This is a genomic window from Azospirillum sp. A26 (assembly GCF_042604635.1).
Lineage (GTDB): Bacteria > Pseudomonadota > Alphaproteobacteria > Azospirillales > Azospirillaceae > Azospirillum > Azospirillum palustre.
The window spans coordinates 145,800-170,317 of sequence record NZ_CP170472.1 but is presented as its reverse complement, the minus strand read 5'-3'; the positions used below and the strand labels follow the sequence as shown (position 1 = coordinate 170,317).

Sequence of the window (24,518 nt, the reverse complement as noted above, 5' to 3'; positions counted from 1 at the left end):
CTACAAAGTCGCCGGAAACCACTCACTTCACGGCCGGCTTGCCCTTCGTCCAGGTCGCGTTCGCGCTGAACAGCGGCACGGTGGAGATCGAGGTCTTGGCCGAGGCGTCCTTCACCTGTCGGCTGTACACCACATAAACCAGCGTGTCGTTCGGCCGGTCATAGATGCGGCGGATGGCGATCGACTTGAAGATCAGGCTTTTCCGTTCGGAGAAGACCTCCTCCCCCTTCTGCGACAGGTCGATGTCGCCGACGGTGACCGCCCCGGTCTGGCGGCAGGCGATGGAGGCGTTGGACGGATCCTCGAACCAGTTGCCCTTGCTCAGCCGGTCGATCAGGCTGCGGTCGAAATCGACCAGATGGCAGGTGATCCCCTTAACCTTGGGGTCCTCGATGGCCTGGACCTGCAGGCCGTTGCCGGTCCAGTCGTTGGAGAAGCGGCCGATCACATCGTCCGCCAGCGCCGCCGAGGGCAGAGCGAGCCCGGCGGTCAGCAGGCCCAGAACCAAAAGGCCGGCGGAAACGTTCATCAGGGGAAACGGGCTGCGCATCGCGACTGGGTCTCCGGCAAGGACGGGCGGGGACCGCGGGCCGCGCGGTCCGGCAAAACACTCCCCTAGATCGGAGGATCGGGCGCCACCGTCAAGCGCCCACCTTCGGAGGTCCGGCCACCGCGATGACAGACCGCAGCCAGTTCGCCTCGATTCCCCCTGCGCATCCCCCTGCGCCGGAGGCTCCGCTCGCCGGAACGCCGGAACCGGCGACCGAGCCCCTGCCCCCGCCCGGTCATCGCCGCAATCCGCAAACCATCGCCACCGTCGGCCTGTTCGTCATCGCCCTGCTGTTCGCGCTGTATTTCGGGCGCGACGTGCTGCTGCCGATCATGCTGGCGCTGATCCTGAGTTTCCTGCTGCGGCCGCTGGTCCGCGCCCTCTACCGCGTCCGCGTGCCGGAGGGCATCGGCGCCGCCATCATGGTGGTGTCGCTGTTCGGCGGCGTGCTGCTGGCGGTCTACACCCTGTCGGGCCCGGCGGCGGAGTGGGTCAACCGCATGCCCCGGGTCATGCACGAGCTGGAGTTCAAGCTGGGCGACATCCGTGCCGGCATCGACCGCGCCCGCGAAGCGTCGCGCCAGATCGAGCAGATCACCAAGGAGACCGGCAACGAGGCGGGACCGGCGCGCGAGGTGGTGGTGCGCGGCCCGACGCTGATGGAGCAGGCGGTCAGCCAGGTCGAAACGGTTCTGGCCAATGTCGTGATCCTGCTGGTGCTGCTCTACTTCTTCCTCGCCCGCGGCCGGCATTCGCTGGAGGCGCTGATCGGCACCATGCGCAATATCGACGACCGGGTGCATTACGCCATGGTCGCCGCGACGCTGCAGCAGAACATCGCCGCCTATCTGCTGACCATCACGGCCATCAATGCCATCCTGGGGCTGGCGACCGGCCTGCTGATGTGGCTGTGGGGGCTGCCCAACCCGGCGCTGTGGGGGGTGATGGTGGCGCTGGCCAACTACATCCCCTTCATCGGCCCGGCGGTGATGACCGGCGTGCTCTTCCTGGTGTCGGTCCTGACCTTCGACGGCCTCGGCACCATCATCCTGCCGCCGCTGTCCTTCGTGGCGCTGACGACGATCGAGGGCAATTTCCTTACCCCGATGATCGTCGGCCGCCGGCTGTCGCTGAACCCCATCGCGGTGTTCGTGTCGATCCTGTTCTGGGGCTGGCTGTGGGGCATTCCGGGCGCGCTGCTGGCCGTGCCGATCCTGGCGATCCTGAAGATCCTGTTCGACGCGCACGAGCCGCTGAAGCCGGTCGGTGCCCTGCTGGGGGACTGAGGGGGTTTCGAAGCCCCCTCGTCCCCTTAAGCCACCGAAGCCAGCGGCAGGTTCACCAGCAGGTTCTGCGGCTTCAGCTTCAGCCGCCGCCCCTCCGTCATCGCCAGCCCCAGATAGACCGGCCGGCTGGCGAGGTCGGGGCGCATGGCGGCGGGGTCGGCGAAGTCCAGGCGGAACAAAGCGAGGATGCGGGCCAGCCGCTCCTCCCCCACCTCAACCCCGTTGTAGAGGTCGTTGAGGATCGCGGTGGCGGCGCTGTCCAGCCCGACATGCCAGACCCAACGGTCGTCGCGGATGTTCTGCACCGGCTGGATGCTGACGGTCACGCCGAGGAAATGCCCGACCCAGGCCTCCAGCACCCGGGCCAGCGCGTCCAGCCCGGCGGCGGCGAAGGTGATGTCCAGCACCGTGTCGTGCCTGGCGTCACGGCCCCAATAAAGCGGGTGGTTGGTCTCGTCCAGAATGTCCAGCTCGACGCTGCGCGGGGCGGTGCCGGCCTCCACGACGAGACGGCCGAGCGAGCCGAAGCCGCCGGACGCCGCCATCGTCTCCACGATCTCGGCATCGGCGACGCGGACACGGCCATCCTCCACCGACACCGTCTGCTCGCGGAAGAACAGTTCCCCCGCCCGCGCCCGCAGGCCGGACGGCGTTTCGTCGAGGATGCCGCGCAGGATGGCGTGGACCAGCTGGTCGATGAACAGGCCGGGCACGCCGCGGGCACCCTCGCGGAACAGGCGGATGTAGCAGCCCTCCAGCGTGCCGGCGGCGAGCAGCCGGTCGCGGAAGGCCAGCCAGACCTGGAAATTCTCCCGTGCGTCCGCATCGGCGATGGCGTCGATCAACGGAGCCGGCACGATCCGCGCCGGATCGTCCAGCAGGGCGGCGTGCAGCGTGCGCTCGGCGTCGCAGGCCTCCTCCGGTGGGCGCATCTCGGGCCGGAGCAGGTAGGCGCGCAGAAAATCGGGCGTCACCGCCAGATGGTTGTCGGCATCGCGGGTCAACAGGTGGAAACCGGACGCCGTCCAGAAATCGGTCATGCTGCTGGGCACCTTTGGTCCTGAAGGCGCCTATCCGACGACAGAGCCGCCGGCCGGCGCAAGTGTCTTGTGCCCGGTCCCGGTGCCGAGGGTTCTGTCGAGAAAGGCGTCGATGTCCGCCCACACACGGTCGCGGATGGCGTTGCCTTCCATCAGCAGCTCGTGCCGTGCGCCGGGATAGCCAACGAGATGGGCGTTGCCGAGCCGGGCGGCCACCATGCCGTGGGCCTCCGCCCGCACCACCCGGTCCTCCGGCGCGCTCAGCAGCAGCACCGGCGTGCGCACCCGTTCCAGCGGCAGGACGCGACGCAGCGCATCCTCCGCATCCAGGGCGGCGGCGACCCAGGCGAAGCTGACGCCGCCGACGCGCAGCTCCGGCCGCTCGGCATAGGGGGTGTGGAAGGCGGCGTAGCGTCGCGGGTCGGCGGTGATCTTGTTGTCCGGACCGAAGCGTCCCTCCGCCGGGTCGTAATCGCCCTGGCCCAGCGCATAGCGGGCCCCCCAGCCACAGGCGAGCCCGAGGCTGGCCAGCACCCGCACCAGCCAGCGCGGCAGCGGCCCGCTGTGGATGGCGTACATCGGCGCCGCCAGCACGACGGCGGCGTAGCGGTCCGGATCGTCATCGGCATGACGGACAAGCGCCAGCGTCGCCACCAGCCCGCCCATCGAGTGGGCCAGTACGATCACCGGGCCACCCGTCTCCGCCGCGACCGGCGCAACCACCTGCCGATGGAGTTCGTCGAGATCGTCCACCAGCGTCGCGAAATCGGTCAAATGATGGATCTGCCGGTTCGGCAAAGGCCGGTCGGACAGGCCCTGGTTGCGCCAGTCGAACGCCACGACGCGGAAGCCGCGGGCGGTCAGCGCCTCCGCAGTTTCGGCATATTTCTCGATGAACTCCGCCCGGCCGGTCAGCACCAGCGCCGTGCCGCGGGCCCGCTCCGGCACCGGCCAGACGGCGACGCGCAGCCGAACCCCGTCGGGCATCGCCACGTGACGCATCTCGACCGGAGCGGAAACACCATTGGCGAAGCGATCCGCCGCAAATTCGGATGCAGTCCAGGCGGCATCATCGGCCATGCTTTCTCCCCTGACCGTTGTGTTGCGGACCGGAAGGGCACCCCCGAGGGCAACCCACTCCGAATTCGTCAAGATATTAGAAACCAGAAATAGTGGCGATATCTTGTATCGACTCTGCGAGGGAACTCTTTTCCTTGAATGGCGTTGGTCCGCCGTTGGAGGTGTACAGATGAAGACAACACACATCATCGTCCTGGCGCTGACCGCCGCGACCCTGAGCGGGACTGCCGTCCCTGTGCTGGCGAACGAGAAGGCCAAGGTTCCGCCCGTGCATGTAGAGCATGAGGATGGCGAGGAGATCCTTGTCCACAAGGGGGAAGCGTCGTTCTACAGCCAGAAGTTCCACGGCCGCACCACGGCGAACGGCGAAACGATGAACCAGAACAAGGCGACCGCCGCCTCGCGCACCCTGCCGCTGGGTTCCAAGGCCACCGTCACCAATCAGGAAAACGGCAAGAGCGTCGACGTCATCGTCAACGACCGCGGCCCCTATGTCGACGGCCGCGTCATCGACCTGTCGCGTTCCGCCGCCAAGAAGCTGGACATGATCGAGGACGGCACCGCCCCGGTGAAAGTCGAGGTCAAGCCGTCGGAGCAGCCGACCGACACCGCCCGCGAAAAGGTGGAGGAGAAAGTCGACCAGCTGACCCCCGGCAATCAGGTCGCCCAGGGCGAGGGCAACCGGAACAGCGGAAACAGCGGCGGGAGCAGAAGCGACACAGTGTCGCACTCCGGCTCCGGCAAGTAATGCTGCGGCGCGGCGAAAAGGGCTTCCGATTCGCCGCGCCCACCGCCCCATTTTTATTGCATCGCTGAACCAACAGTCACCATACGGTCAAACCGCTGAAAAGAACGGGACTTCGCCATCGGCGCCATGGCCGGTGGCGAAACAGTCGCACCCATGGCGCCACATCGGCCGGAACGGCCCGAGATTTTGCGGTAAACCCATGATCCGCCGCGGTTTCTCCGGCAATACCTCGGCCGGTAAGTAATCCCTTACCGCCACGCCGGCTTCCATTGCGGCAAAGCCTGCCGGAGGGAGCAGCCGGCTTCCTCGCGGACTTGTGCGGGACGTTAGAGATTTTTTTGCATTTTTGGAGGAGACGTGGTGCCATTCCCATCGCTGCGGTGCACACGACGCATTGCAGCGAACGGCACGGCGCCCAGGCGTCAGATGCCGGAACAGGCACCGAGAGAAAGAGGAATTGCTGCGATGGACGACGTGCGTCAGGTCCGCAAGGATACCGAAGGCTACTGCATCGAAGACCTGTCCGTCGGCATGACGGCCAGCTTCGCCAAGACGGTGACGGAAGCCGACATCGTCCTGTTCGCGGGCATTTCCGGCGACACCAACCCGGTCCACATCAACCAGGAATATGCCGCCACCACCATGTTCCAGGGCCGCATCGCCCACGGCATGCTGACGGTCGGCTTCATCTCGGCCGTTCTGGGCACCAAGCTGCCGGGGCCGGGCTGCATCTACATGAGCCAGACCCTGAAGTTCAAGGCGCCGGTCCGCGCCGGCGACACCGTCACCGCCCGCGCCACCATCACCGAGCTGATCCCGGAAAAGCGCCGCTGCGTCATCAAGACGGTGTGCACCGTCGGCGAGACCGTGGTGGTCGAGGGCGAAGCGCTGCTGATGGTTCCGTCCCGCGGCTGATCGCATAACGGCCAACACCTAGGCCAATCGGCCTGCCTGCGAGCGTAAAACACGCCGGCGCGTTTACCCCGCGCCGGCGTCGGTCTATATAGACGCCCGAGCAAGCGGACCCGCCGGGGTCCGCCCACAGCACCGGGGCGCGCATGCGACTGTACAGACACACCGCCGACCTGCCGGCCGAAGAGCGGGGAGCCGTCGTGGCGCTCGGCAATTTCGACGGCGTCCATCGCGGGCATCAGACGGTCATCGGCACCGCCCAGCGCCTTGCCGCGGAGCTGGGGGCGCCGTCCGCCGTCGTCACCTTCGAACCGCACCCGCGCAGCGTCTTCCGTCCCGACGACCCGCCCTTTCGCCTGACGCCCTTCCGCGTCAAGACCCGCCACATCGAGGCGCTGGGCGTCGACCAGCTGATCGTCTGCCATTTCGACGACGGCTTCCGCCACAAGACCGCGCAGGCCTTCGTCGACGAAATCCTGGTCGGCGGGCTGGGCGTGCGGCATGTCGTCTGCGGCTATGACTTCCTGTTCGGGCACAAGCGGTCGGGCGATCCCGCCTTCCTGCTGCAGGCCGGGCGCACCCAGGGCTTCGGCGTGACCGAGGTCGGGCCGGTATCCGACGAGCAGGGCGGCGTCTATTCCTCCACCCGCGTGCGCGATGCGCTGACCGCCGGCCGGCCGCGCGAGGCCGCCCATGTGCTGGGCCATCCGTGGGAGATCGAGGGACGCGTCGTCCATGGCGACCAGCGCGGCCGCACCATCGGCTTCCCCACCGCCAACATCGAACTGGGCGAGTATTTGCGACCGGCCTTCGGCGTCTATGCGGTGTGCGCCGGCATCGACCGTGCCGGCGAGACGGTCTGGCTGCCCGGCGTCGCCAATCTCGGCGCCCGTCCTACGGTGGACGGCACGGTGGCACGGCTGGAGGCCCACCTGTTCGATGTCGATCTCGACCTGTACGATCTGCATCTGCGCGTCCAGATGATCGATTTCCTGCGGCCGGAGATGAAGTTCCCCAGCTTCGATGCGCTGAAGGACCAGATCGTGCAGGATGCCGCCGCCGCCCGCGCCGTGCTGGCGGCCGGCTGACCGGGAGGGAAATCGGATGGAGCGGGTCCTGATGCTGCTGTTCATGCTGAACCAGGGCGGCCCGACCACGCTGGAGTTCGCCAGCATGGAGCAGTGCAAGGCCGCCGAGCCGATCATCATCCAGAATTACCGCGAGATGACCGGCAACACCGTGCTTTCGCGCTGCATCCGCATGACGCTGCCGGCCAAGTGACCGGGCTGAACGCGCGACAGGCTTGGCAACGGCATTGAACGGCCGGCCGGCGATCCGCGCTGGCGGCGGTGGTTTCCTCTGATACAGTGCGGCCCTGCCCCCGCTTCCCGCCGCAAGCCGTCCCGAATCCCCCCCGAATCCCCATGCCCCGTCCAGACTCCCTGCCCATCCGCATCCTGCTGACGGCGCTCGTCGCCTTCGGCCCGCTGTCCACCGACCTGTATCTGCCGTCGCTGCCGACGCTGGTGCGGGTGTTCGGCACCGACGTCGCCACGGTGCAGCTGACCCTGTCGATCTTCCTGGTCGGCTTCGCGGTGTCGCAGCTGGTCTATGGCCCGATGTCGGACCGGTTCGGCCGGCGCCCCACCCTGCTGGTGGGGGTGACGATCTATCTGGCGGCCAGCGCCGTCTGCGCCATGACCAGCAGCATCGATGCGCTGATCGCCGCCCGATTCTTCCAGGCGCTCGGCGCCTGCTGCGGCCCGGTGGTGGCGCGCGCGGTGGTGCGCGACGTGTTCGGGCGCGACCGGGCGGCGACGGTGCTGGCCTATATGTCGATGGCGATGGCGCTGGCCCCGGCGGTGGGGCCGATGCTGGGCGGCGTGCTGACGGAATGGTTCGGCTGGCGCGCCAACTTCGTTCTGCTGACCGTCTTCGCCTGCGGCATCCTGGCCGCCGTGTGGTCGATGCTGGGCGAGACCAACGCGCATCGCGACGAGGACGCCCTGAGGCCAAGCCGGCTGGCGGCCAACTATCTGCTTCTGCTGCGCAACCGCGGCTTCCTCGGCTATGTGCTGGTGGTCGCCTTTTCCTACAGCGGCATCTTCTCCTTCATCTCCGGCTCCTCCTTCGTGCTGATCGAGCAGATGCACCTGACGCCGGCCCAGTATGGCGCCAGCTTCGGCGCGGTGGTGCTGGGCTACATGCTCGGCACCTTCCTGGCCGGGCGGCTGACGCCGCGGCTGGGCGGGGCGCGGATGATCCGGATCGGCACGCTGCTGTCGATGGTCGGCGGGCTGGTCGGCGGGGTGCTGGCGCTGGCCGGGGTGCTGCACCTGCTGGCCATTGTGGTGCCGGTCTTCCTGTTCATCCTGGGCACCGGGCTGACCCTGCCGAATGCCAGCGCCAACGCCGTCGGTCCCTACGCCACCATGGCCGGGCTGGCCTCCTCGCTGCTGGGCTTCGCGCAGATGGCCATCGCCGCGGTCATCGGCATCGTCGTCGGCCACATGAACGACGGCACCGCCCTGCCGATGATGGGGGCCATCGGTCTGGTCTCCCTGGGTGCCCTGCTGGCACACCGGCTGCTGGTCATCCCCGCGGCGACGAGCGGGCGATCCGCCTGATCCGGCCCTGTTGGGAGGCGTGACGGGAGGTGCCGCGGCGCTTCCGAGCCTTCCCATCGTCGCCGCCGTCCTCTTTGCCCAACTGCGGGAAGCGATCCAGCAGAAAGGTGAACAGGATCGTCACCAGCAGACAGAGACCCAGCGTCATCCCCGCCAGCAGGTAGTATCCGGCACCGCAGGCAATCCCCAGCGCGCCGGCCACCCAGATCACCGCCGCGGTGGTCGCCCCGCGCACGGTGTCGCCCGAGCGGAACATCACGCCGGCGCTGATAAAGCCGACCGCCTGGGCCACCCCCTGGATGACGCGCACGGGATCGCTCGGCCGCTCGTCCCCCGTCGCCTGCAGCCCAGCGTAAAGCTCCAATGCAACCAGCGTGGTCAGCGCACAGCTGATGGATATCAGCGTATGCGTGCGCAGCCCCGCCGCTTTGCCCCGCATCTCGCGGTCGAGTCCAAGCAAAGCGCCGCACAGGGCCGCCGCCAGCAGCCGCAGCCCGATTTCCCCGGCGGTCAGAACACTGTCCAAGCCCATGAAATTGCTCCGGTTTTTCTGCCCTCCAAACGGTCTGCCACTTTTTTGGGGCAGACGGCATTTTTCACTTTGCAATCGTTCGCGTTGGATCTATGTAACGCGAACTCGCAAGCGCACGTGCCGCTGGCCCGCCCCTCGGCGTCTCCGAGATGTGGTTATGCAACGACGTAACGCGTGATCCCCGACCGTCCCTTAAACAAGGCGGCGACTTGGAGGTTACGATGGTTGATGTTGTTGTGGGTGGGCGCGTGCTCACCCGTCTCCGAAATTTGCCGCTCCTGGACCATACGGACAGAACAGGGTTCTGTACGGGGAAATCCAGTATTGGCGGCTTGAGCGCCTGATCAGCTTTTTCAGTTGCTGATCGGCCCGCTCGGCCGCTCCGTCCCCCCGACTTCGCCCGTTCCGTTCCATCATCTTGCGTCCCAGGAGACCTCGATGACCCAGAAGATTGCGCGCTTTTTCGAAGAGCAGCGCCCGCAGACCCCTTGCCTCGTCATCGATCTGGATGTCGTCGAGCAGAACTACAACGATCTGCACGACGCCCTGCCCGACGCCCGCATCTTCTATGCGGTGAAGGCGAACCCGGCCGCGGAAATCCTCAGCCTGCTGGCCCGTCTCGGCTCGGCCTTCGACTGCGCCTCGGTCCCGGAAATCCAGATGGCGCTGGCCGCCGGCGCCACCCCGGACCGCATCTCCTTCGGCAACACCATCAAGAAGGAAAGCGACGTCCGCCGCGCCTTCGAGCTGGGCGTGCGCCTGTTCGCCTTCGACAGCGAGCCGGAACTGGAGAAGATCGAGCGCGCCGCCCCCGGTGCCCGCGTCTTCTGCCGCATCCTGACCTCGGGCGAGGGCGCCGAATGGCCGCTGTCGCGCAAGTTCGGCTGCGACCTGAAGATGGCGCGCGAGCTGCTGCTGAAGGCCCGCGACATGAACGTGCAGCCCTATGGCGTGTCGTTCCATGTCGGCTCGCAGCAGAAGGACCTGATGCAGTGGGACCACGCCATCTTCCAGGTGGCGCAGCTGTTCCGCGAGCTTGAGGTGCTGGGCGTCGACCTCGGCATGATCAACCTGGGCGGCGGCTTCCCTACCCGCTACCGCACCGACGTGCCGGAATGCACCGCCTACGGCCAGGCGATCTTCGACTCGCTGCGCACCCACTTCGGCAACCACCTGCCGGAGACCATCGTCGAGCCCGGCCGCGGCATGGTCGGCAGCGCCGGCGTCATCGAGAGCGAAGTGGTCCTGGTGTCGCGCAAGTCGGCCGAGGATCCGAAGCGCTGGGTCTATCTCGACATCGGCAAGTTCGGCGGTCTGGCCGAGACGATGGACGAGGCGATCCAGTATCCGATCGAGGTGCTGGGCGATGATCTGGAGAGCGACCGCGAGGCGGTGATCCTGGCCGGACCGACCTGCGACAGCGCCGACGTGCTGTACGAGCGTGCCGACTACAAGATGCCGGTGGACCTGAAGTGCGGCGACCGCGTGCGCATCCACGCCACCGGCGCCTACACCACGACCTACTCGGCCGTCTGCTTCAACGGCTTCGAGCCGCTCAAGCACTACTGCATCTGAGGATACGGCGGGGAGTTGCCCTGCCCGTCTTCGGTCCGCCAAGAGAAAGCCCGCCTGCCGGTTCACCCGACGGCGGGCTTTCTCTTTTGCGGCCGGCTGTTTTTTGTGCAGCTCAATTTTTGAGCAGCCCCAAGTATCGAACAAAGAAAAAGGCCGCCTCCGATCAACGGAAGCGGCCTTTTTCAGTGCGTTCGCCGGCCGGCGTACAGGCGCTCATTCGCGCCAGAACGGCTTCGACATCTCGCGCTCGGCATCCAGGCGGCTGAAGCCGATGTCCTGGAGCATGCGGTCGTCCAGATAGCCCAGCTCGCGGCGGGTGACGACGCGCTGGCGCCACAGGCCCAGCAGGTTCGAAGCGATTTCGACGACATGGCCGAAGGTGGTGTTGGCGTGGCCGGTCTCGGCGGAGTGCAGAAGGGTTGCCATGATGGAGATTCCTGAGATGTCTTGTTTTGGAGGGTCCGCCGGTCGGCGATCACGTCCTCCTTGTGTGGAAATATAATTATGCTTCTTTGAGCCATGTTGCCACCCCCGACGGCAACATGCCCGCTTTGCAGGCAGCGAAGAACTCGCCATGGAATGTCACCGATCTGTGGCAAATTCGTCATTGCGGATACTTACCGTTCGCCAGACTGACAATAAAGGACCCCCACACCGGCACCCCCTGGACAAGACAGACCGACTTGAGCGATGTATTGTTTTACTTACGGATCAATTCTGCGGACCAGTGGACAGGCTTATGAGCAGCATCCCCAGCCCCGTGGGCACCTCCGCCGGCCAGCAGTTCGAGACCATCGGCTTCGATGGCGACGACACGCTCTGGCACAATGAATCGCTGTTTTCGATGACGCAGGACCGCTTCCGCGCCCTGCTGGCCCACGCCGCCGACCCGACCGACCTGGACCGCCGCCTGCTGGAGGCGGAGCGGGCGAACCTCAGCGTCTATGGCTACGGCATCAAGGGCTTCGTGCTGTCGATGATCGAGACGGCGATCGCCGTCACCGACGGCCATGTCCCAGCCCGCGACCTGCAAAGCCTGATCGACTTCGGCAAGGCGATGCTGGAGCATCCGGTGGAGTTGCTGCCCGGCGTGAAGGACGTGGTGGAGACGCTGGCCGGCCGCCACCGGCTGGTGCTGATCACCAAAGGCGACCTGTTCGACCAGGAAAGCAAGATCGCGCGCTCCGGCCTGTCGGACCTCTTCCACGCGGTGGAGATCGTCAGCGAGAAGGACCCGGCCACCTACCGCCGGGTGATGGACCGCCACGGCATCGACCCAACCCGTTTCCTGATGGTCGGCAACTCGGTGCGTTCCGACATCCTGCCGGTGCTGGCGACCGGCGCCCATGCCGTCCATATCCCCTATGCCATCACCTGGGCGCATGAAGAGGCCGAGGTGCCCGATGAGCATTACCGCCGGCTGGAGTCGGTCCGCGACTTGCCGGCATTGCTGGCTGACTGGTAGGAGCCCTGACGATGACCCTGTCCACTCCCCTGTCGCTCTTGGCCGAGCTCGACGGAATCACGCCCGAATCGGGCGTGCCGGCTGCCGGGCGCATCCTGTCGGGGGCACCGGTCTTCACCACCTGGAACGGCTACGAATCTCCCGACGGCAAGCGGTTCGCCGGCACATGGCGCTCGACGCCCGGTTCCTGGCGCATCGTCTATGACGAGTGGGAATATTGCGAGATTCTGGAAGGCGAAAGCATCGTCGCCCATGACGATGGCCGGTCATGGACCTTGAAGGCCGGGGACCGCTTCGTCATCGAACCGGGTTTCCAGGGAAGCTGGACGGTTATCGAGACCACCACCAAACGCTATGTGGTGATCTTGTCCTGACCCTAACCGGTGATCTCGACGGACTGCTGGGCGGTGTTGTGGCTGAGGATGGTGACGGCCTTGCGCCCGATCTCCACCGCCAGCACGCCCAGGACGAGGATGGAGGCGACCAGCATCAGGCGGGCGATGTCGCGGGACCAGCCGCGCTTGCGGGCATTGGCACGGCGATGCGCGCGGAGCACGGCCCGCGCAGCGCGACCGGGCAGACGCTGTCCCATCCAGGCGGTGGCGGCCATAATGCGCTCCCTCACCATCCTAAACAATCGATATGCTTTTATATAAAATTTTATCTTGTTCGGCAAGAGACGAGTCCCGCAGCCGATTGCCGCAGGACTCGCTCAGCAGAGGCGACGAAAGAGCCGGCGCTTACTCCTTGAAGGCCACCTCGCGCTGGCGGCGGAAAGCCGGCAGCAGGATCAGGGCCAGCAGGCCGGCGGCCACCGCCATCAGGCCGGCGCTGATCGGCCGGGAGACGAAGATGCCCAGGTCGCCATGCGACAGCAGCATCGCCCGGCTGAGATTCTCCTCCAGCAGCGGGCCGAGGACGAAGCCGAGCAGCAGCGGCGCCGGTTCGCAGTCCAGCTTTTTCAGCACATAGCCGAACAGGCCGAAGCCGGCCATCATCACCACGTCGAAGACGTCGTTGCGCAGGCTGTAGGTGCCGATGCAGCAGAAGACCAGGATGGCGGGAAACAGGTAGGCGTAGGGAACGCGCAGAAGCCGCACCCAGATGCCGATCAGCGGCAGGTTCAGCACCACCAGCATGATGTTGCCGACCAGCATGCTGGCGATCATCCCCCAGAACAGGTCGGGCTGCTTGGTCATGATCTGCGGCCCCGGCGTGATGCCGTGGATCATCATCGCGCCGATCATCAGCGCCATCACCGCGTTGGACGGAATGCCGAGGCTGAGCATCGGGATGAAGCTGGCCTGGGCACCGGCATTGTTGGCGGCCTCCGGTCCGGCGACGCCCTGGATGGCGCCCTTGCCGAAGGCGGCCGGATCGCGCGCCACCTTCTTTTCCAGCGCATAGGAGGAAAAGGCGCTCAGCGTCGCCCCGCCGCCCGGCAGGATGCCGAGGAAGGCGCCGAGAGCCGTGCCGCGCACGGCGGCCGGCCAGGCGTCCTTGAAGTCCTGCCAGCTCGGCCACAGCCGGTGGATCGGCGACGGTTCGATGCCGCGCCCCTCCGTCTCCTCCAGATTGATGATGATGTCGGCCAGCCCGAACAGCCCCATGGCGAGCGGCACGAAGTCCAGCCCGTCGTAGAGCTGCGGGATGTCGAAGGTGAAGCGCATCTGGCCGGAATTGACGTCGGTGCCGACCATGGAGAGCAGCAGCCCGATCAGGATCATCGCCACCGCCTTGACGACGGATCCATGGGCGAGGATCACCGCACCGATCAGGCCGACCAGCATCAGCGCCACATATTCCGAGGGACCAAAGGCCAGCGCCACCCCGGCCAGCGGCGGCCCGGCAACCGCAATGACCAGGGTTGTGACGATACCGGCGAACAGCGAGGCCAATGCCGCGGTCGCCAGCGCCACGCCGCCGCGGCCCTGGCGCGCCATGGCGTTGCCGTCCAGGCAGGTCATGACGGACGAGGATTCGCCCGGCAGCTTCACCAGGATGGCGGTGGTCGAGCCGCCATACTGGGCGCCGTAGAAGATGCCGGCCAGCATGATCAGCGCGCCGACCGGCGGCAGATAGAAGGTGATCGGCAGCAGCAGCGCCACCGTCGCCGTCGGCCCCAGCCCTGGCAGAACGCCGATCAGCGTGCCGATCAGGGCGCCGAGAAAGCAGTAGAGCAGGTTCATCGGCTCGACCGACACGCCCAGCCCGAGCCAGAGATTGGCGAAGACGTCCATCATGGCCAGATCTGGAGCGGCAGGCCCAGTCCCCAGGAGAAGATGGCGACGCAGGCGGAGGCCAGCGTGGCCCACAGCGCGGTGAAGGGGCCCGGACGCAGCGGCCGGCCGGCCAGTCCGCCGATGCCGATCAGCGCCAGGATGGCGAGCACCAGCCCCAGCTTGTCGAGCAGGGCGGCGAAGGCCACCACCGCGACGGTGATGGCGACCGATGGCCGCCATGCCCAGGCCAGCGCCGTCGGCGCATCGGCAGTCAGGGCGCGAAACATCGTCGCGAGCCCCGACACCAGCAGGAAATAGCAGACGAGCCGCGGGAAGAAGCCGGCCTGCATCATGGCCAGCGACCCGGCCTCCCAATTGCGCGCCAGCCACAGCCCGCCGAGCGCGATGGCGGCGAGCAGCAGCCCGGCCGCAAGGTCCTGGGGCGATCTCAGCCGGAAGGCAGCCGGCCGTGGCGATCTCAGGGTATGTGTCATTGGATGGATGTCCGCTCTCTCAGGCACGCGACGGCGAGTAGGCCGGGTGCAGCGCTCTCGCTTCGTGGAACGAGTTCATCGGACAAGGGGCACGGGAGGAAGCGGGCCCGCTCCCAACCGGGCGCAGTCCACACTGGCCGTTCCGAATCCTCGGCACCCGAATCCGCGGGTTGCATTATCGTCGCACGCCGCATCTGCGTCGAGTGTCATATGCATGCTGTTACACGTTTTGATTCGTTAAATAAGGACATTTTCAAATTTGCCCGCGGCGTTTTGCTCCGGGACACCCTTTTCGATATCGATAAATCTAGTTAATGCACGCACAAAAGCCGGTGTGCCGATTCGGGTGCCGGTGTGAGCGGGGCCGGCGCCGGACGCAGCGGCACAAAAGAAGGGATGGAACGATGACAGCAGCGACCCGATTTCCGCGCACGGCCGGCAGCCGTGCCGCATCCCTTCTCGGCACGGCACTGGCGGCGCTGGTTCTGTGCGCCGCAGCCGGCCCGATGGCACAGGCCGCCTATCCGGAGAAGGCGATCACCATGATCGTGGCCTATGGGGCCGGCGGCTCGACCGACGTGACGGCCCGCATGCTGGCGCCCTATATCGAGCGGTATCTGAGAGGCGCCCGGATCGTCATCCTGAACCGCCCAGGCGCGGGGGGAGAGATCGGCTTCGCCGCCATCGCTGCCGAGCTGAAGCAGTTGGACGGCGAGTTCCGCAGCCTGTAGACCGAAATGCCCTGGAAGTGACGGCCTGGATGTGAGAACCGATTGCGAAACGATCCCGTCTTTTATGACTTTGTTCCGGTATCGTAACTGATTGGATCGGTCATTCCGGCTTCGGAAAAGCCCTTGAGACGCAGCAGGCAGCTGTCACAGGCGCCGCAGGACAACCCCTCCGGCGTCGGGTCGTAGCAGGAGTGGGTGAGGCTGTAGTCCACCCCCAGCTCCAGCCCGCGGCGGACGATGGCCGCCTTGTCCAGCGTCATCAGCGGCGCATGGATCTTGAAGCGGCTGGTGCCTTCGACCCCGGCCTTGGTGGCGAGGTTGGCGAGTGTTTCGAAGGCCGCGATGTATTCGGGGCGGCAGTCGGGATAGCCGGAGTAATCCAGCGCATTGACGCCGATGAACAGGTCGGATGCCCCCAGCGTTTCCGCCCAGGCCAGCGCGAAGGACAGGAAGACGGTGTTGCGCGCCGGGACATAGGTGACGGGGATGCCCTCGCCCAGCCCTTCTTGCAGGTCGGCGGCGCTGTCGTGCTTCGGCACGGCGATGGAGTCGGTCAGGGCCGAGCCGCCGAAGGCGCGCAGGTCGATGTCGGCGATCACGTGCCGTTCCACCCCCATCGCCGCGACCACCCGCCGCGCCGCTTCCAGTTCCACCGCATGGCGCTGACCGTAGCGGAAGCTGAGCGCATTGACCCGATAACCCTCGGCCTTGGCGATGGCGAGCACCGTCGTCGAGTCGAGCCCGCCGCTGACCAGCACCACCGCGTCCCTGACACCGCTCCGATCCGCCATCGCACACCTGCCTTTCCGAAACCGTCCGCCGACAGGGCGGACATCCTGCGACAGCTTCTGGCACATCCGGGCGGCACAGGCCAGATCAGGACATCGACGCCAGCAACTCCGCGATGGTCATGATGCGCGAGGGCGGCAGCCGGATGGTGGCGGTGCAGCCCTCTCCCGGCGCGCTGTCCAACGTCAGCGTGCCGCCATGCGCCTCCACCAGACGCAGCGTCAGCGGGAGGCCGAGGCCAATGCCTTCGTGACGGCGGGTGACGGTCTGGTCGATCTGGCCGAAGGGGGTGAGCGCCTTCGCGACGTCCTCCTGCCGCATGCCGACGCCGCGGTCGCGCACCGTCAACTCCACCCAGCCATCGGCGGCGAGCCCGGCGGACAGGCTGACCGGACCACCCGGATGGCTGAATTTGATGGCGTTGGACAGCAGGTTCCCCAAGGCCTGCCCGAGGCGGCGGTCGTCGCCGCGGATCGGCGGCAGGTCGCCATCGGCCACCACTTCGACCGTCACGCCCTGACGGGTGGCGTGGAAGCGAAGATCCGCCACCACGCGCTCAATCGACGCCGACAGGTTCAACGATCCTTCGACCAGCGACAACCCGCCGGCATCGACGCGCGCCATGTCGAGAATGTTGTCGATGATCGCCAGAAGCTGTTCGCCGGCCTGCCGGATCGCCCCGACGCAGTCAGCCACCAAGTCATTCTGCCGCCCACCCGAGGCGGCAGTCCCCGCTTGCGTTTCCAACAGTTGGGAGAAGCCGATCACTGCGTTCAGCGGGGTGCGCAACTCGTGGCTCATCGCCGCGATGAAGGTCGATTTCGCGTGGTTCCCGGCCTCCGCCGCCTCTTTGGCGGCCAGAAGCTCGGCTTCGACCCGCCGACGCTCGGTCACGTCGCGAAGAATGGCGGTGTAGAGCCGCCGCCCCTCCACCTCGCTGGCGCTGACCGACAGCTCGACAGGAAAGCGGGTGCCGTCGGCACGCTCCGCCTCCGCCGCACGGTCGCGAGCGACCAGGGCGGTGGTCTGGCCGGGAGCGAACTCCAGCCGGATGCCACCCTCCTCCCGCAAATCGGCCAACGGGATCAGGCGGTCGAGCGGGCGCCACAGCAGGTCGCCCGCCGCAACGCCGAACATGGCCTCCGCCGCACGATTGAAGCTGAGCAGCACGCCCGCCTCGTCGACGGTCAGGATCGCGTCGGCGGCGGTGTCGAGAACCGCCTCGTTACGCGCCTCCGACAGGCGGAGCGCGTTGGCGGTGAGTACATATTCGCTGACGTCGGTGATGGTGGCGATGGTGCCGCCACCCTCCAGGCGGATGCGCTGGCACAGTACCCGGCGGTCGGCACCCGTCCCGTCCGGATCGTGGAAGCGGAAATCGGTCGCCGCGGCATCGCCGCCCGTGTCCAGCCGCCAATCCACCGCCACCCGCTCCCGGTCTTCCGGATGCACGGCATCGAGCCACCCCTTGCCGAGCAACCGGTCGGGCTCCAGCCCGGTGATCCCGGCCAGACGGGCATTGGCGAACTGCACCTGCCCGGTGGAGTCGGCCTGCAAAATGCCGACCGGCACCGCCTCCGCCAGGGTGCGGTAACGCGCCTCGCTGGCGCGCAGCCGCTCCGACAGGGCGATGTGGTCGCTGATGTCGCGGATGTTCAACACCAGCCCACCGATGGCCGGATCGGCCAGCGCGTTGCGGGTGGTGACCTCCAGCCAGCGCCAGCCGCCATCGGCATGGCGGAAGCGGAAAACGGCGCGGCCGCTGCTGCCCGCGGGAGCGTTCACGCGGAGGTGCAGCCGGTGCTGCGCCTCCTCCACATCGTCGGGGTGGATATGCTCGCCGAGCGACGCGCCGGTCAGGGTCTCCGGCGGATAGCCCAGCAGGTCGCCCGCGGACTCGCCGATGTGGCGCACGCGCCCGTCCGGCGACAGCACCGCGACAAGCTCGCGGCGATCCTGGAACAGACCGCCGATCCTGAGTTCCCTGGACAGGCCATCCTGCAAGACGACACCCCCGACCCTGATGCGGACAGCGGGATTGCGCTCGATCCCGCTGTCCGCAGGGTAATCAGAGGGCGTTAACGGTTCATGTCAGGATTAACCCCACTCCGGTTGCATGATTTCCGCGTTGAAACTCCTATCCCCGCCGCAGGGACAGGAAGGATGTCAATGCTTCCAGCACCGCATCGGGGGACTCGGTCATCACCATATGCCCGGTCTGCGGCAGGACGACGACCTGCGATGTCTTGACGCGGGTGGCCAGTGACCGTCCAGCCTTCGCCGGGGTCATCTTGTCGAGCGCGCCCAGCAGGAACAGCGCCGGACAGGCGACCGTCGCCGCGGCATCGGCCCCCTGCCCATAGTCGTTGCAGGCGGCGAGATCGACGCCCAGCACGCCCGGACGCACCGAAGCCATCAGCCGGCGCCCGCCGGGGATCAGCGCCAGCCCCGGCGTCGGGCAGCCGCCGCCCTGGGCACCGCCATGGCCGCGCGGGCCGGAGCCCCAGCCGATCACCATCTCGATGGCCGACTGCTCCCCGGCATGGGCGGCGGCCAGCAGGTCGGGATGAACCGGCATCCGCTCCGCCACGCCCAGCAATGCCACCGCCTCGACCCGGCCTCCATGGCGGGCGGCGGCGTCCAGCGCCACCAGCGCGCCCATGGAGTGGCCGACGAGCGCCGCCCGCTCCAGCCCGGCGGCGTCGAGCAGGGCGATCACCCAGTCGGCGATGGCGGCGATGCTGTCCAGCGGCTCGCCGCCGGAACGGCCATGGCCGGGCAGATCGACCGCAAGGACGGAGCGGCCATGGTGGGCGAGATAACGGCTTTGCAGGCTCCACACGCTGTGGTCCATGCCGGCGCCGTGGATCAGCACGACAGCCGGACGCGCGGGGTCGATGTCCCGGCCGCCGGTGTGGACGAAGACGGGGTTTCCGTTGACGGTCAGCTGCATGGCGCGGCCCTCAGCCCTTGGTGGCGGCGCGCAGCGCCTGCTTCAGATCGTCGATCAGGTCTTCGCAATCCTCCAGCCCGATGGACAGGCGGATCATGTCCTCCCCCACCCCGGAGGCGGCGAGCGCCTCGGCATCGAGCTGAGCGTGGGTGGTGCTGGCCGGATGGATCACCAGCGACTTGGCGTCGCCGACATTGGCGAGGTGCGAGAACAGCGTCAGCGACTCGATGAAGCGACGCCCGGCCTCACGGCCGCCGCCCTGCGCCCCGGCCCGGATGCCGAAGGAGATGATCGAACCGGCGCCATGCGGCAGCAGCCGGGCGGCCAGCGCATGGTCGGGATGGTCGACAAGCTCCGGATAGGAGACCCAGGCGACCGCACCCTTCTCCGAATTCAGCTCCCCTTCCAGGAAGCAGACGACCTTGCGGGCATTGTGGATGTGGCACTTCATCCGCAGCGGCAGCGTCTCCACCCCCTGCAGGATCTGGAAGGCGTTCATCGGGCTCATGCAGGCGCCGAAATCGCGCAGGCCCTCGGCACGGGCACGGGCGATGAAAGCGGCCGGGCCGTATTCCTCGGCGAAATCGATGCCGTGATAGCCGGCATAGGGCTCGGTCAGGGTCGGGAACTTGCCCGACGCCTCCCAGTCGAAGCGGCCGCCGTCGATCACCACGCCGCCGATGGCGGTGCCGTGCCCGCTCAGCCATTTGGTGCAGGAATGCATGACCAGATCGGCGCCATGCTCGAACGGCCGGCAGAGATAGGGGGTGGTGAAGGTCGAGTCGATCAGCAGCGGGATGCCGGCCTCATGCGCGATGGCCGCGACCTTCGCCACGTCCAGCACCTCCAGCCCCGGATTGCCCAGCACCTCGCCGAAGACCAGCCGGGTTTCCGGACGGATCGCGGCGCGGATGCCGTCGAAGTCGCGCGGATGGACGAAGGTCGTCGTGATGCCGAAGCGCGGCAAGGTATAGGCCAGCAGATTGCGGCTGCCGCCATAGATGGAGGAGGAGGCGACGATGTGCCCGCCCGCCCCCATCAGCGTCATGATGGCGAGCGTCAGCGCCGCCTGTCCGCTGGCGGTGCAGACTGCGCCCACCCCGCCTTCCAGCGTCGCCAGCCGCTCTTCCAGCACTGCGACGGTGGGGTTGGAGATGCGCGAATAGATGTGGCCGGGCCGCTCCAAGTTGAACAGCGCAGCCGCCTGATCGACGTCGCTGAAGACGTAGGAGGAGGTCAGGTGGATCGGAACCGCCCGCGCCCCGGTGGCCGGATCGGGCTTCTGCCCCGCATGCAGGCTCTGCGTATCGAACTTCAGGAACTTGGCGCCCGCCATGCTCCCCCCTCCCCTCGACGTTGGCACCGAAAATTAAAAAGAGGGCCGCCTGCGATGGAGCGGCCCTCTTTGCTTTTCAGCGTCTTATTTGCCAGCCCTGTTCAACCCGCATTCCTGCGGCATCGACGGTGCGGAAGCGTATGGAGACGTGACGCGCGCGTCAAGGCGGTTGGATCGACGAAAAAGCCGGCCGCCGGACAAGTTTGCGCGAATGAGAACAAGTTGCAACAAGTGCCGGGAGGGACTAAAAGGCGGCGATGGCTCTTGCCCACCGGGCTTGGCCCCCAAGGCCCGGCCTGTCCGAAGAAGAGGTTGGAATGAAGATCTCCCGCTCCCGGTTCGTCCGGTCGCTCGCCCTTGCCTCCGCTCTCGCCGCCCTGCCGGTCGTGGCCCTCACCGGCACGGCTTCTGCCCAAGCGACGCCGAGTGCCGACGGCATCACGGTCTACAACGCCCAGCACGCCAGCCTGACCAAGGAGTGGGTGGAACGCTTCACCCGCGAGACCGGCATCAAGGTGACCGTGCGCAACGGCAGCGACATGGAGCTGGGGAACCAGATCGTGCAGGAGGGCGCAGCCTCCCCCGCCGACGTTTTCCTGACGGAGAACTCCCCGGCGATGGCCCTGGTCGACAATGCCGGGCTGTTCGCGCCGCTCGGCGCCGAAACGCTGGCCCCGGTGCCCGAGAGCTTCCGCCCGGCCAACGGCCATTGGGTCGGCATCGCCGCCCGCTCGACCGTCTTCGCCTACAACACCGCCAAGCTGACGCAGGACAAGCTGCCGAAGTCGCTGCTCGACCTCGCCAATCCGGAGTGGAAGGGCCGCTGGGCCGCCTCGCCCGCCGGGGCCGATTTCCAGGCCATCGTCGGCGCGCTCCTCCAGTTGAAGGGCGAGGCGGCCACCGCCTCCTGGCTGAAGGCGATGAAGGAGAACGCCAAGCCCTACCGTGGCAACAGCGTCGCCATGAAGGCGGTGAATGCCGGCGAGGTCGAGGGCGCGGTGATCTACCATTATTATTACATCGGCGATCAGGCCCGCACCGGCGGCGAGAACAGCAAGAATGTCGCCCTGCACTATTTCCGCAATGGCGATCCGGGCGCCTTCGTCAGCATCTCCGGCGCCGGCATGCTGGCATCCAGCAAGAACAAGCGCGAGGCCGAGGCCTTCGTGAAGTTCCTGACCGGCAAGGGCGGGCAGGAAGTGCTGCGCGACGGCGATTCCTATGAGTATGCCGTTGCCAGCGGCATCGCCTCCAATGCCAAGCTGGAGCCGCTCGACAAGCTGCAGGCGCCGAAGGTCAAGCCGGAGGCCCTCAACAATAAGGCCGTCACCGACTTGATGACCGCGGCCGGCCTGCTGTAATCCAATCTGCCGTCGCCCGCGGCATCGAACCCGCGGGCGGCGGCAGTTCAGGCCCGTCCATCCGGACGGACCCGGAGCCGGTTCCGGAGTTCACCGTCATCGCTCTTCACCCGCACTCTTCCCAGCCGCAGGCGGATCGCGACCGCCCAACGCTCCACGCAGCGGCCTCTCTCGTCATCGCACGCCGTTCGAGACCGACGGGGCTGCCTGTCCTGGCCGTCACCTCGGTGGTCGCGGCGCTTGCGCTGATGCCGCTCGCCTTCGTCGTCTGGATCACCATCCAGACCGGATGGGACACGGTGGTCGAACTGGTGTTCCGCCGCCGGGTCGGCGAATTGCTGGTGAACACGCTGCTGCTGGTCCTGCTGACCCTGCCGCTTTCCATTGTGGTGGCGGTCACGCTGGCCTGGCTGACCGAGCGCTCGGACTTGCCGGGACGGCGGTTCTGGGCCTGGCTGGCTGTGGCGCCGCTGGCGGTTCCTGCCTTCGTCCACAGCTATGCCTGGGTCACCGTTGCGCCCGGCCTGCATGGGCTGGCGGCGGCGGTGCTGGTCTCTGTGCTCGCCTACTCGCCCTTCCTCTATTTGCCGGTGGCCGCCCAGCTGCGCCGGCTCGATCCGACGATGGAGGATGTCGCCGCCTCGCTCGGCCACGGACCGTGGCGGGTGTTCCTGACGGTGGTGCTGCCGCAGCTGCGGCTGGCCGTCTGCGGCGGCTCGCTGCTGATCGGCCTGCATCTGCTGGCCGAATACGGCCTCTACGTCATGATCCAGTTCGACACCTTCACCACCGCCATCGTCGACCAGTTCCAGTCGGCCTACAACGGCCCAGCGGCGAACATGCTGGCCGGCGTGCTCGTGCTGCTCTGCATGGGGCTGATGGGCGGCGAGGTGCTGCTGCGCGGCCAGGAACGCTACGCCCGTGTCGGCAGCGGTGCCGCAAGGCGGGCGGCACCGACCGAACTCGGCCGCGCCACCCTGCTTTGCCTGCTGATTCCGCTGCTGTTCGCTGCGCTCTCGCTCGGCGTCCCGCTGCTGACGCTCGGCCGCTGGCTCGCCATCGGCGGTTCCCGCATCTGGCAGGGTGCCGACATCGGCGGCGCCATCGTCCAGACCGTCGCCCTGGCGCTGGCCGGCGCGCTGCTGACCACGCTGGCCGCCGCACCGATGGCCTGGCTGTCGGTGCGCGCCCCCGGCCGGCTCCAGCGGGTTCTCGAAGCCTGCCATTACTATGTCGGCTCGCTGCCGGGCGTGGTCGTCGCGCTGTCGCTGGTGACGATCACCGTGCGGGTCGCGCTGCCGCTCTACCAGACCGTCGGCACGGTGCTGCTGGCCTACATGCTGCTGTTCCTGCCGCGGGCCCTGGTCGGACTGCGGGCCAGCCTCGCCCAGGCGCCGGTCGAGTTGGAGCGGGCGGCCATGGCGCTGGGCCGGACGCCGTTGCAGGCGGTGCGCCAGATCACCTTCCGGCTCGCCGCCCCCGGTGCGGCGGCCAGCATGGCGATGGTGGCGCTCGGCATCACCAACGAGCTGACGGCGACCCTGATGCTCGCCCCCAGCGGCACGCGCACGCTCGCCACCGAATTCTGGTCGCTGACCAGCGAGATCGACTATGCGGGGGCCGCCCCCTATGCGGTGATGATGGTCGCCGCATCGCTGCCGATGACGATCCTTCTCCACATCCAATCGAAACGGGCCGCCGGACGATGAGCTTCCTTCAGGTTCAGGGACTGGGAAAACGGTATGGCGAGGCGGTGGCGCTGGAGGATGTCGACCTCTCGGTGCATGCCGGCAGCCGCACCGCCATCGTCGGACGCTCCGGATCGGGGAAGACCACGCTTCTGCGCATCGTCGCCGGCTTCGAGTCCGCCGACAGCGGCCGGATTCTACTCGACGGGCACCCGCTGGTGGATGGCGCCGGCGTCGTGCCGGCCCACCGCCGAGGCATCGGCTATGTGCCGCAGGACGGCGCGCTGTTCCCGCACCTCAGCATCGCCGACAACATCGGCTTCGGGCTGGAGCGCGGCGATGCCGGCCGGCGCAGCCGTATCCTGGAACTGCTGGATGCGGTGGAACTCGATCCGCAGATGCTGGAGCGCCGGCCGCACGAGCTGTCCGGCGGCCAGCAGCAGCGTGTGGCGCTCGCCCGCGCGCTCGCCCGCAAACCGGCGCTGATGCTGCTGGACGAGCCCTTCTCCGCGCTCGACACCGGCTTGCGCGACTCCCTGCGCCGCACCGTCGCCCGGGTGCTCTGCGAAGCCGGAATCGCGACGATCCTCGTCACCCACGACCAGGCCGAAGCGCTGTCCTTCGCCGATCAGGTGGCGGTGATGCGCGAAGGCCGCCTGACGCAGGTCGGCTCACCCCAGGAGCTGTATCGACGGCCGCGCGACCGCGAGACGGCGGCGTTCCTCGGCGATGCGATCATCCTGCCGGCGGACGTCGAAAACGGCTGGGCGAGTTGCAGTCTCGGCCGGCTGGCGGTGACCGCCGGCTCCCGCCGCGGCGCGGGCGAGATCATGCTGCGCCCCGAGCAGCTCCGGCTGGTGGTCGACGACCGCGACGCCCCGCCGAACGCCCCATCAAAAACCGGGGAGAGCGCTGCCGAAAGCTGGGGCCGGGTCATCGACGTCGAGTTCGGCGGCTCCGTCTGCAAGGTCGCCGTGGCGCTCGGCAATGTGCCGGGGCAGCGCAACCCGCTGCTCCTGCGCCATTCCGGCCTGGACCTGCCGAGGATCGGCAGCCGCGTCCGCATCCATGTCGAGGGCGAGGCGCATCTCTTCGAAACGCCCCTGCGCTGACAACTCTGTGGACGCCG

At 67.5% G+C, this 24,518-nt stretch carries 25 protein-coding genes; 13 read left to right on the top strand and 12 right to left on the bottom strand.

Annotated elements, in window-relative coordinates; genetic code table 11:
• Positions 1–22: 22 nt before the first annotated feature.
• Positions 23–550, bottom strand: a complete 528-nt coding sequence (locus ABNQ39_RS01330; protein WP_109051312.1) for a CreA family protein — start codon at positions 548–550, stop codon at positions 23–25.
• Positions 551–675: 125 nt separating this feature from the next.
• On the opposite strand from ABNQ39_RS01330, the gene ABNQ39_RS01325 reads away from it, so the two are divergent.
• Complete coding sequence (locus ABNQ39_RS01325) at positions 676–1,836, top strand: AI-2E family transporter (RefSeq protein ID WP_376958384.1); 1,161 nt, start codon at positions 676–678, stop codon at positions 1,834–1,836.
• A gap of 26 nt (positions 1,837–1,862) precedes the next feature.
• On the opposite strand, the gene ABNQ39_RS01320 is transcribed toward ABNQ39_RS01325, so the two are convergent.
• Together ABNQ39_RS01320 and ABNQ39_RS01315 are read right to left on the bottom strand one after the other, a co-directional pair.
• Positions 1,863–2,876, bottom strand: a complete 1,014-nt coding sequence (locus ABNQ39_RS01320; RefSeq protein ID WP_376958383.1) for a DUF6352 family protein — start codon at positions 2,874–2,876, stop codon at positions 1,863–1,865.
• 30 nt (positions 2,877–2,906) lie between these two features.
• A complete protein-coding gene (locus tag ABNQ39_RS01315; RefSeq protein WP_376958382.1) occupies positions 2,907–3,956 on the bottom strand; it encodes an alpha/beta hydrolase in 1,050 nt (349 codons plus the stop codon).
• Between the two features lie 169 nt (positions 3,957–4,125).
• Here ABNQ39_RS01315 and ABNQ39_RS01310 point away from each other — a divergent pair, with 169 nt between their 5' ends.
• The 5 genes from ABNQ39_RS01310 to ABNQ39_RS01290 all read left to right on the top strand — a co-directional run bounded on the left by ABNQ39_RS01310 (position 4,126) and on the right by ABNQ39_RS01290 (position 8,243).
• The gene (locus ABNQ39_RS01310) at positions 4,126–4,704 is read left to right on the top strand and encodes a septal ring lytic transglycosylase RlpA family protein (protein ID WP_376958380.1); all 579 of its coding nucleotides are present in this window, start codon (positions 4,126–4,128) and stop codon (positions 4,702–4,704) included.
• A 465-nt stretch (positions 4,705–5,169) separates the two neighbouring features.
• Positions 5,170–5,619: a MaoC family dehydratase gene (locus tag ABNQ39_RS01305; RefSeq protein WP_012973248.1), complete on the top strand. Its 450-nt coding sequence runs from the start codon at positions 5,170–5,172 to the stop codon at positions 5,617–5,619.
• 143 nt (positions 5,620–5,762) lie between these two features.
• On the top strand, positions 5,763–6,704 hold the full coding sequence (locus tag ABNQ39_RS01300; protein ID WP_376958379.1) for a bifunctional riboflavin kinase/FAD synthetase: 942 nt from the start codon (positions 5,763–5,765) through the stop codon (positions 6,702–6,704).
• Positions 6,705–6,720: 16 nt separating this feature from the next.
• Positions 6,721–6,897, top strand: coding sequence for a hypothetical protein (locus ABNQ39_RS01295; protein ID WP_376958378.1), 177 nt, complete (start codon positions 6,721–6,723; stop codon positions 6,895–6,897).
• 143 nt (positions 6,898–7,040) lie between these two features.
• The gene (locus ABNQ39_RS01290) at positions 7,041–8,243 is read left to right on the top strand and encodes a multidrug effflux MFS transporter (RefSeq protein WP_376958377.1); all 1,203 of its coding nucleotides are present in this window, start codon (positions 7,041–7,043) and stop codon (positions 8,241–8,243) included.
• On the opposite strand, the gene ABNQ39_RS01285 is transcribed toward ABNQ39_RS01290, so the two are convergent.
• Positions 8,209–8,775, bottom strand: a complete 567-nt coding sequence (locus ABNQ39_RS01285) for an MgtC/SapB family protein (RefSeq protein ID WP_376958376.1) — start codon at positions 8,773–8,775, stop codon at positions 8,209–8,211. The two genes, ABNQ39_RS01290 and ABNQ39_RS01285, sit on opposite strands and share 35 nt — an antisense overlap.
• A gap of 438 nt (positions 8,776–9,213) precedes the next feature.
• Between ABNQ39_RS01285 and ABNQ39_RS01280 the strand changes: the two genes are divergently transcribed.
• Positions 9,214–10,350 (top strand): type III PLP-dependent enzyme, encoded by a 1,137-nt coding sequence (locus tag ABNQ39_RS01280; protein ID WP_376958375.1) that lies wholly within the window; start codon positions 9,214–9,216, stop codon positions 10,348–10,350.
• Positions 10,351–10,563: 213 nt separating this feature from the next.
• On the opposite strand, the gene ABNQ39_RS01275 is transcribed toward ABNQ39_RS01280, so the two are convergent.
• Positions 10,564–10,776 carry a DUF1127 domain-containing protein gene (locus tag ABNQ39_RS01275; protein WP_098740467.1) on the bottom strand — a complete coding sequence of 71 codons (213 nt, stop codon included), beginning with the start codon at positions 10,774–10,776 and terminating at the stop codon, positions 10,564–10,566.
• Between the two features lie 313 nt (positions 10,777–11,089).
• On the opposite strand from ABNQ39_RS01275, the gene ABNQ39_RS01270 reads away from it, so the two are divergent.
• Positions 11,090–11,815 carry an HAD family hydrolase gene (locus tag ABNQ39_RS01270; protein ID WP_376958374.1) on the top strand — a complete coding sequence of 242 codons (726 nt, stop codon included), beginning with the start codon at positions 11,090–11,092 and terminating at the stop codon, positions 11,813–11,815.
• A gap of 11 nt (positions 11,816–11,826) precedes the next feature.
• Positions 11,827–12,189 carry a cupin domain-containing protein gene (locus ABNQ39_RS01265; RefSeq protein ID WP_376958373.1) on the top strand — a complete coding sequence of 121 codons (363 nt, stop codon included), beginning with the start codon at positions 11,827–11,829 and terminating at the stop codon, positions 12,187–12,189.
• Positions 12,190–12,191: 2 nt separating this feature from the next.
• Here ABNQ39_RS01265 and ABNQ39_RS01260 read toward each other — a convergent pair whose 3' ends face one another.
• From ABNQ39_RS01260 to ABNQ39_RS01250, 3 genes are all read right to left on the bottom strand, one after another.
• Positions 12,192–12,425 carry a hypothetical protein gene (locus tag ABNQ39_RS01260; protein WP_376958372.1) on the bottom strand — a complete coding sequence of 78 codons (234 nt, stop codon included), beginning with the start codon at positions 12,423–12,425 and terminating at the stop codon, positions 12,192–12,194.
• Positions 12,426–12,555: 130 nt separating this feature from the next.
• Positions 12,556–14,058, bottom strand: a complete 1,503-nt coding sequence (locus ABNQ39_RS01255) for a tripartite tricarboxylate transporter permease (protein ID WP_376958371.1) — start codon at positions 14,056–14,058, stop codon at positions 12,556–12,558.
• The gene (locus tag ABNQ39_RS01250) at positions 14,055–14,531 is read right to left on the bottom strand and encodes a tripartite tricarboxylate transporter TctB family protein (RefSeq protein ID WP_376958370.1); all 477 of its coding nucleotides are present in this window, start codon (positions 14,529–14,531) and stop codon (positions 14,055–14,057) included. The genes ABNQ39_RS01255 and ABNQ39_RS01250 overlap by 4 nt, the downstream gene beginning before the upstream one ends.
• 404 nt (positions 14,532–14,935) lie before the next feature.
• On the opposite strand from ABNQ39_RS01250, the gene ABNQ39_RS01245 reads away from it, so the two are divergent.
• Positions 14,936–15,262, top strand: coding sequence for a hypothetical protein (locus ABNQ39_RS01245; protein ID WP_376958369.1), 327 nt, complete (start codon positions 14,936–14,938; stop codon positions 15,260–15,262).
• Positions 15,263–15,324: 62 nt separating this feature from the next.
• Here the strand turns inward: ABNQ39_RS01245 and queC are convergent, their stop codons facing one another.
• The 4 genes from queC to ABNQ39_RS01225 all read right to left on the bottom strand — a co-directional run bounded on the left by queC (position 15,325) and on the right by ABNQ39_RS01225 (position 20,340).
• Positions 15,325–16,053 carry a 7-cyano-7-deazaguanine synthase QueC gene (gene queC / locus ABNQ39_RS01240; RefSeq protein WP_376958368.1) on the bottom strand — a complete coding sequence of 243 codons (729 nt, stop codon included), beginning with the start codon at positions 16,051–16,053 and terminating at the stop codon, positions 15,325–15,327.
• A gap of 85 nt (positions 16,054–16,138) precedes the next feature.
• Positions 16,139–18,055 carry a PAS domain S-box protein gene (locus ABNQ39_RS01235; RefSeq protein WP_376958367.1) on the bottom strand — a complete coding sequence of 639 codons (1,917 nt, stop codon included), beginning with the start codon at positions 18,053–18,055 and terminating at the stop codon, positions 16,139–16,141.
• Positions 18,056–18,188: 133 nt separating this feature from the next.
• The gene (locus tag ABNQ39_RS01230; protein WP_376958366.1) at positions 18,189–19,004 is read right to left on the bottom strand and encodes an alpha/beta fold hydrolase; all 816 of its coding nucleotides are present in this window, start codon (positions 19,002–19,004) and stop codon (positions 18,189–18,191) included.
• A 10-nt stretch (positions 19,005–19,014) separates the two neighbouring features.
• Positions 19,015–20,340, bottom strand: coding sequence for an O-acetylhomoserine aminocarboxypropyltransferase (locus tag ABNQ39_RS01225; protein ID WP_376958365.1), 1,326 nt, complete (start codon positions 20,338–20,340; stop codon positions 19,015–19,017).
• Positions 20,341–20,657: 317 nt separating this feature from the next.
• On the opposite strand from ABNQ39_RS01225, the gene ABNQ39_RS01220 reads away from it, so the two are divergent.
• From ABNQ39_RS01220 to ABNQ39_RS01210, 3 genes are all read left to right on the top strand, one after another.
• Complete coding sequence (locus ABNQ39_RS01220; RefSeq protein ID WP_376958364.1) at positions 20,658–21,701, top strand: iron ABC transporter substrate-binding protein; 1,044 nt, start codon at positions 20,658–20,660, stop codon at positions 21,699–21,701.
• Between the two features lie 227 nt (positions 21,702–21,928).
• Complete coding sequence (locus tag ABNQ39_RS01215; RefSeq protein WP_376958363.1) at positions 21,929–23,410, top strand: ABC transporter permease; 1,482 nt, start codon at positions 21,929–21,931, stop codon at positions 23,408–23,410.
• Positions 23,407–24,501: an ABC transporter ATP-binding protein gene (locus ABNQ39_RS01210; protein ID WP_376958362.1), complete on the top strand. Its 1,095-nt coding sequence runs from the start codon at positions 23,407–23,409 to the stop codon at positions 24,499–24,501. The genes ABNQ39_RS01215 and ABNQ39_RS01210 overlap by 4 nt, the downstream gene beginning before the upstream one ends.
• The last annotated feature ends 17 nt before the right edge of the window (positions 24,502–24,518 follow it).

Coding starts and splice junctions, on each gene's coding strand:
- ABNQ39_RS01230 (WP_376958366.1), bottom strand. CDS start 19,004: ATGCAGCTGACCGTCAACGGAAACCCCGTCTTCGTCCACACCGGCGGC.
- ABNQ39_RS01220 (WP_376958364.1), top strand. CDS start 20,658: ATGAAGATCTCCCGCTCCCGGTTCGTCCGGTCGCTCGCCCTTGCCTCC.
- ABNQ39_RS01280 (WP_376958375.1), top strand. CDS start 9,214: ATGACCCAGAAGATTGCGCGCTTTTTCGAAGAGCAGCGCCCGCAGACC.
- ABNQ39_RS01225 (WP_376958365.1), bottom strand. CDS start 20,340: ATGGCGGGCGCCAAGTTCCTGAAGTTCGATACGCAGAGCCTGCATGCG.
- ABNQ39_RS01315 (WP_376958382.1), bottom strand. CDS start 3,956: ATGGCCGATGATGCCGCCTGGACTGCATCCGAATTTGCGGCGGATCGC.
- ABNQ39_RS01275 (WP_098740467.1), bottom strand. CDS start 10,776: ATGGCAACCCTTCTGCACTCCGCCGAGACCGGCCACGCCAACACCACC.
- ABNQ39_RS01320 (WP_376958383.1), bottom strand. CDS start 2,876: ATGACCGATTTCTGGACGGCGTCCGGTTTCCACCTGTTGACCCGCGAT.
- ABNQ39_RS01245 (WP_376958369.1), top strand. CDS start 14,936: ATGACAGCAGCGACCCGATTTCCGCGCACGGCCGGCAGCCGTGCCGCA.
- ABNQ39_RS01295 (WP_376958378.1), top strand. CDS start 6,721: ATGGAGCGGGTCCTGATGCTGCTGTTCATGCTGAACCAGGGCGGCCCG.
- ABNQ39_RS01255 (WP_376958371.1), bottom strand. CDS start 14,058: ATGATGGACGTCTTCGCCAATCTCTGGCTCGGGCTGGGCGTGTCGGTC.
- ABNQ39_RS01265 (WP_376958373.1), top strand. CDS start 11,827: ATGACCCTGTCCACTCCCCTGTCGCTCTTGGCCGAGCTCGACGGAATC.
- ABNQ39_RS01210 (WP_376958362.1), top strand. CDS start 23,407: ATGAGCTTCCTTCAGGTTCAGGGACTGGGAAAACGGTATGGCGAGGCG.
- ABNQ39_RS01290 (WP_376958377.1), top strand. CDS start 7,041: ATGCCCCGTCCAGACTCCCTGCCCATCCGCATCCTGCTGACGGCGCTC.
- ABNQ39_RS01300 (WP_376958379.1), top strand. CDS start 5,763: ATGCGACTGTACAGACACACCGCCGACCTGCCGGCCGAAGAGCGGGGA.
- ABNQ39_RS01260 (WP_376958372.1), bottom strand. CDS start 12,425: ATGGCCGCCACCGCCTGGATGGGACAGCGTCTGCCCGGTCGCGCTGCG.
- ABNQ39_RS01285 (WP_376958376.1), bottom strand. CDS start 8,775: ATGGGCTTGGACAGTGTTCTGACCGCCGGGGAAATCGGGCTGCGGCTG.
- ABNQ39_RS01270 (WP_376958374.1), top strand. CDS start 11,090: ATGAGCAGCATCCCCAGCCCCGTGGGCACCTCCGCCGGCCAGCAGTTC.
- ABNQ39_RS01250 (WP_376958370.1), bottom strand. CDS start 14,531: ATGACACATACCCTGAGATCGCCACGGCCGGCTGCCTTCCGGCTGAGA.
- ABNQ39_RS01330 (WP_109051312.1), bottom strand. CDS start 550: ATGCGCAGCCCGTTTCCCCTGATGAACGTTTCCGCCGGCCTTTTGGTT.
- ABNQ39_RS01310 (WP_376958380.1), top strand. CDS start 4,126: ATGAAGACAACACACATCATCGTCCTGGCGCTGACCGCCGCGACCCTG.
- ABNQ39_RS01325 (WP_376958384.1), top strand. CDS start 676: ATGACAGACCGCAGCCAGTTCGCCTCGATTCCCCCTGCGCATCCCCCT.
- ABNQ39_RS01305 (WP_012973248.1), top strand. CDS start 5,170: ATGGACGACGTGCGTCAGGTCCGCAAGGATACCGAAGGCTACTGCATC.
- queC (WP_376958368.1), bottom strand. CDS start 16,053: ATGGCGGATCGGAGCGGTGTCAGGGACGCGGTGGTGCTGGTCAGCGGC.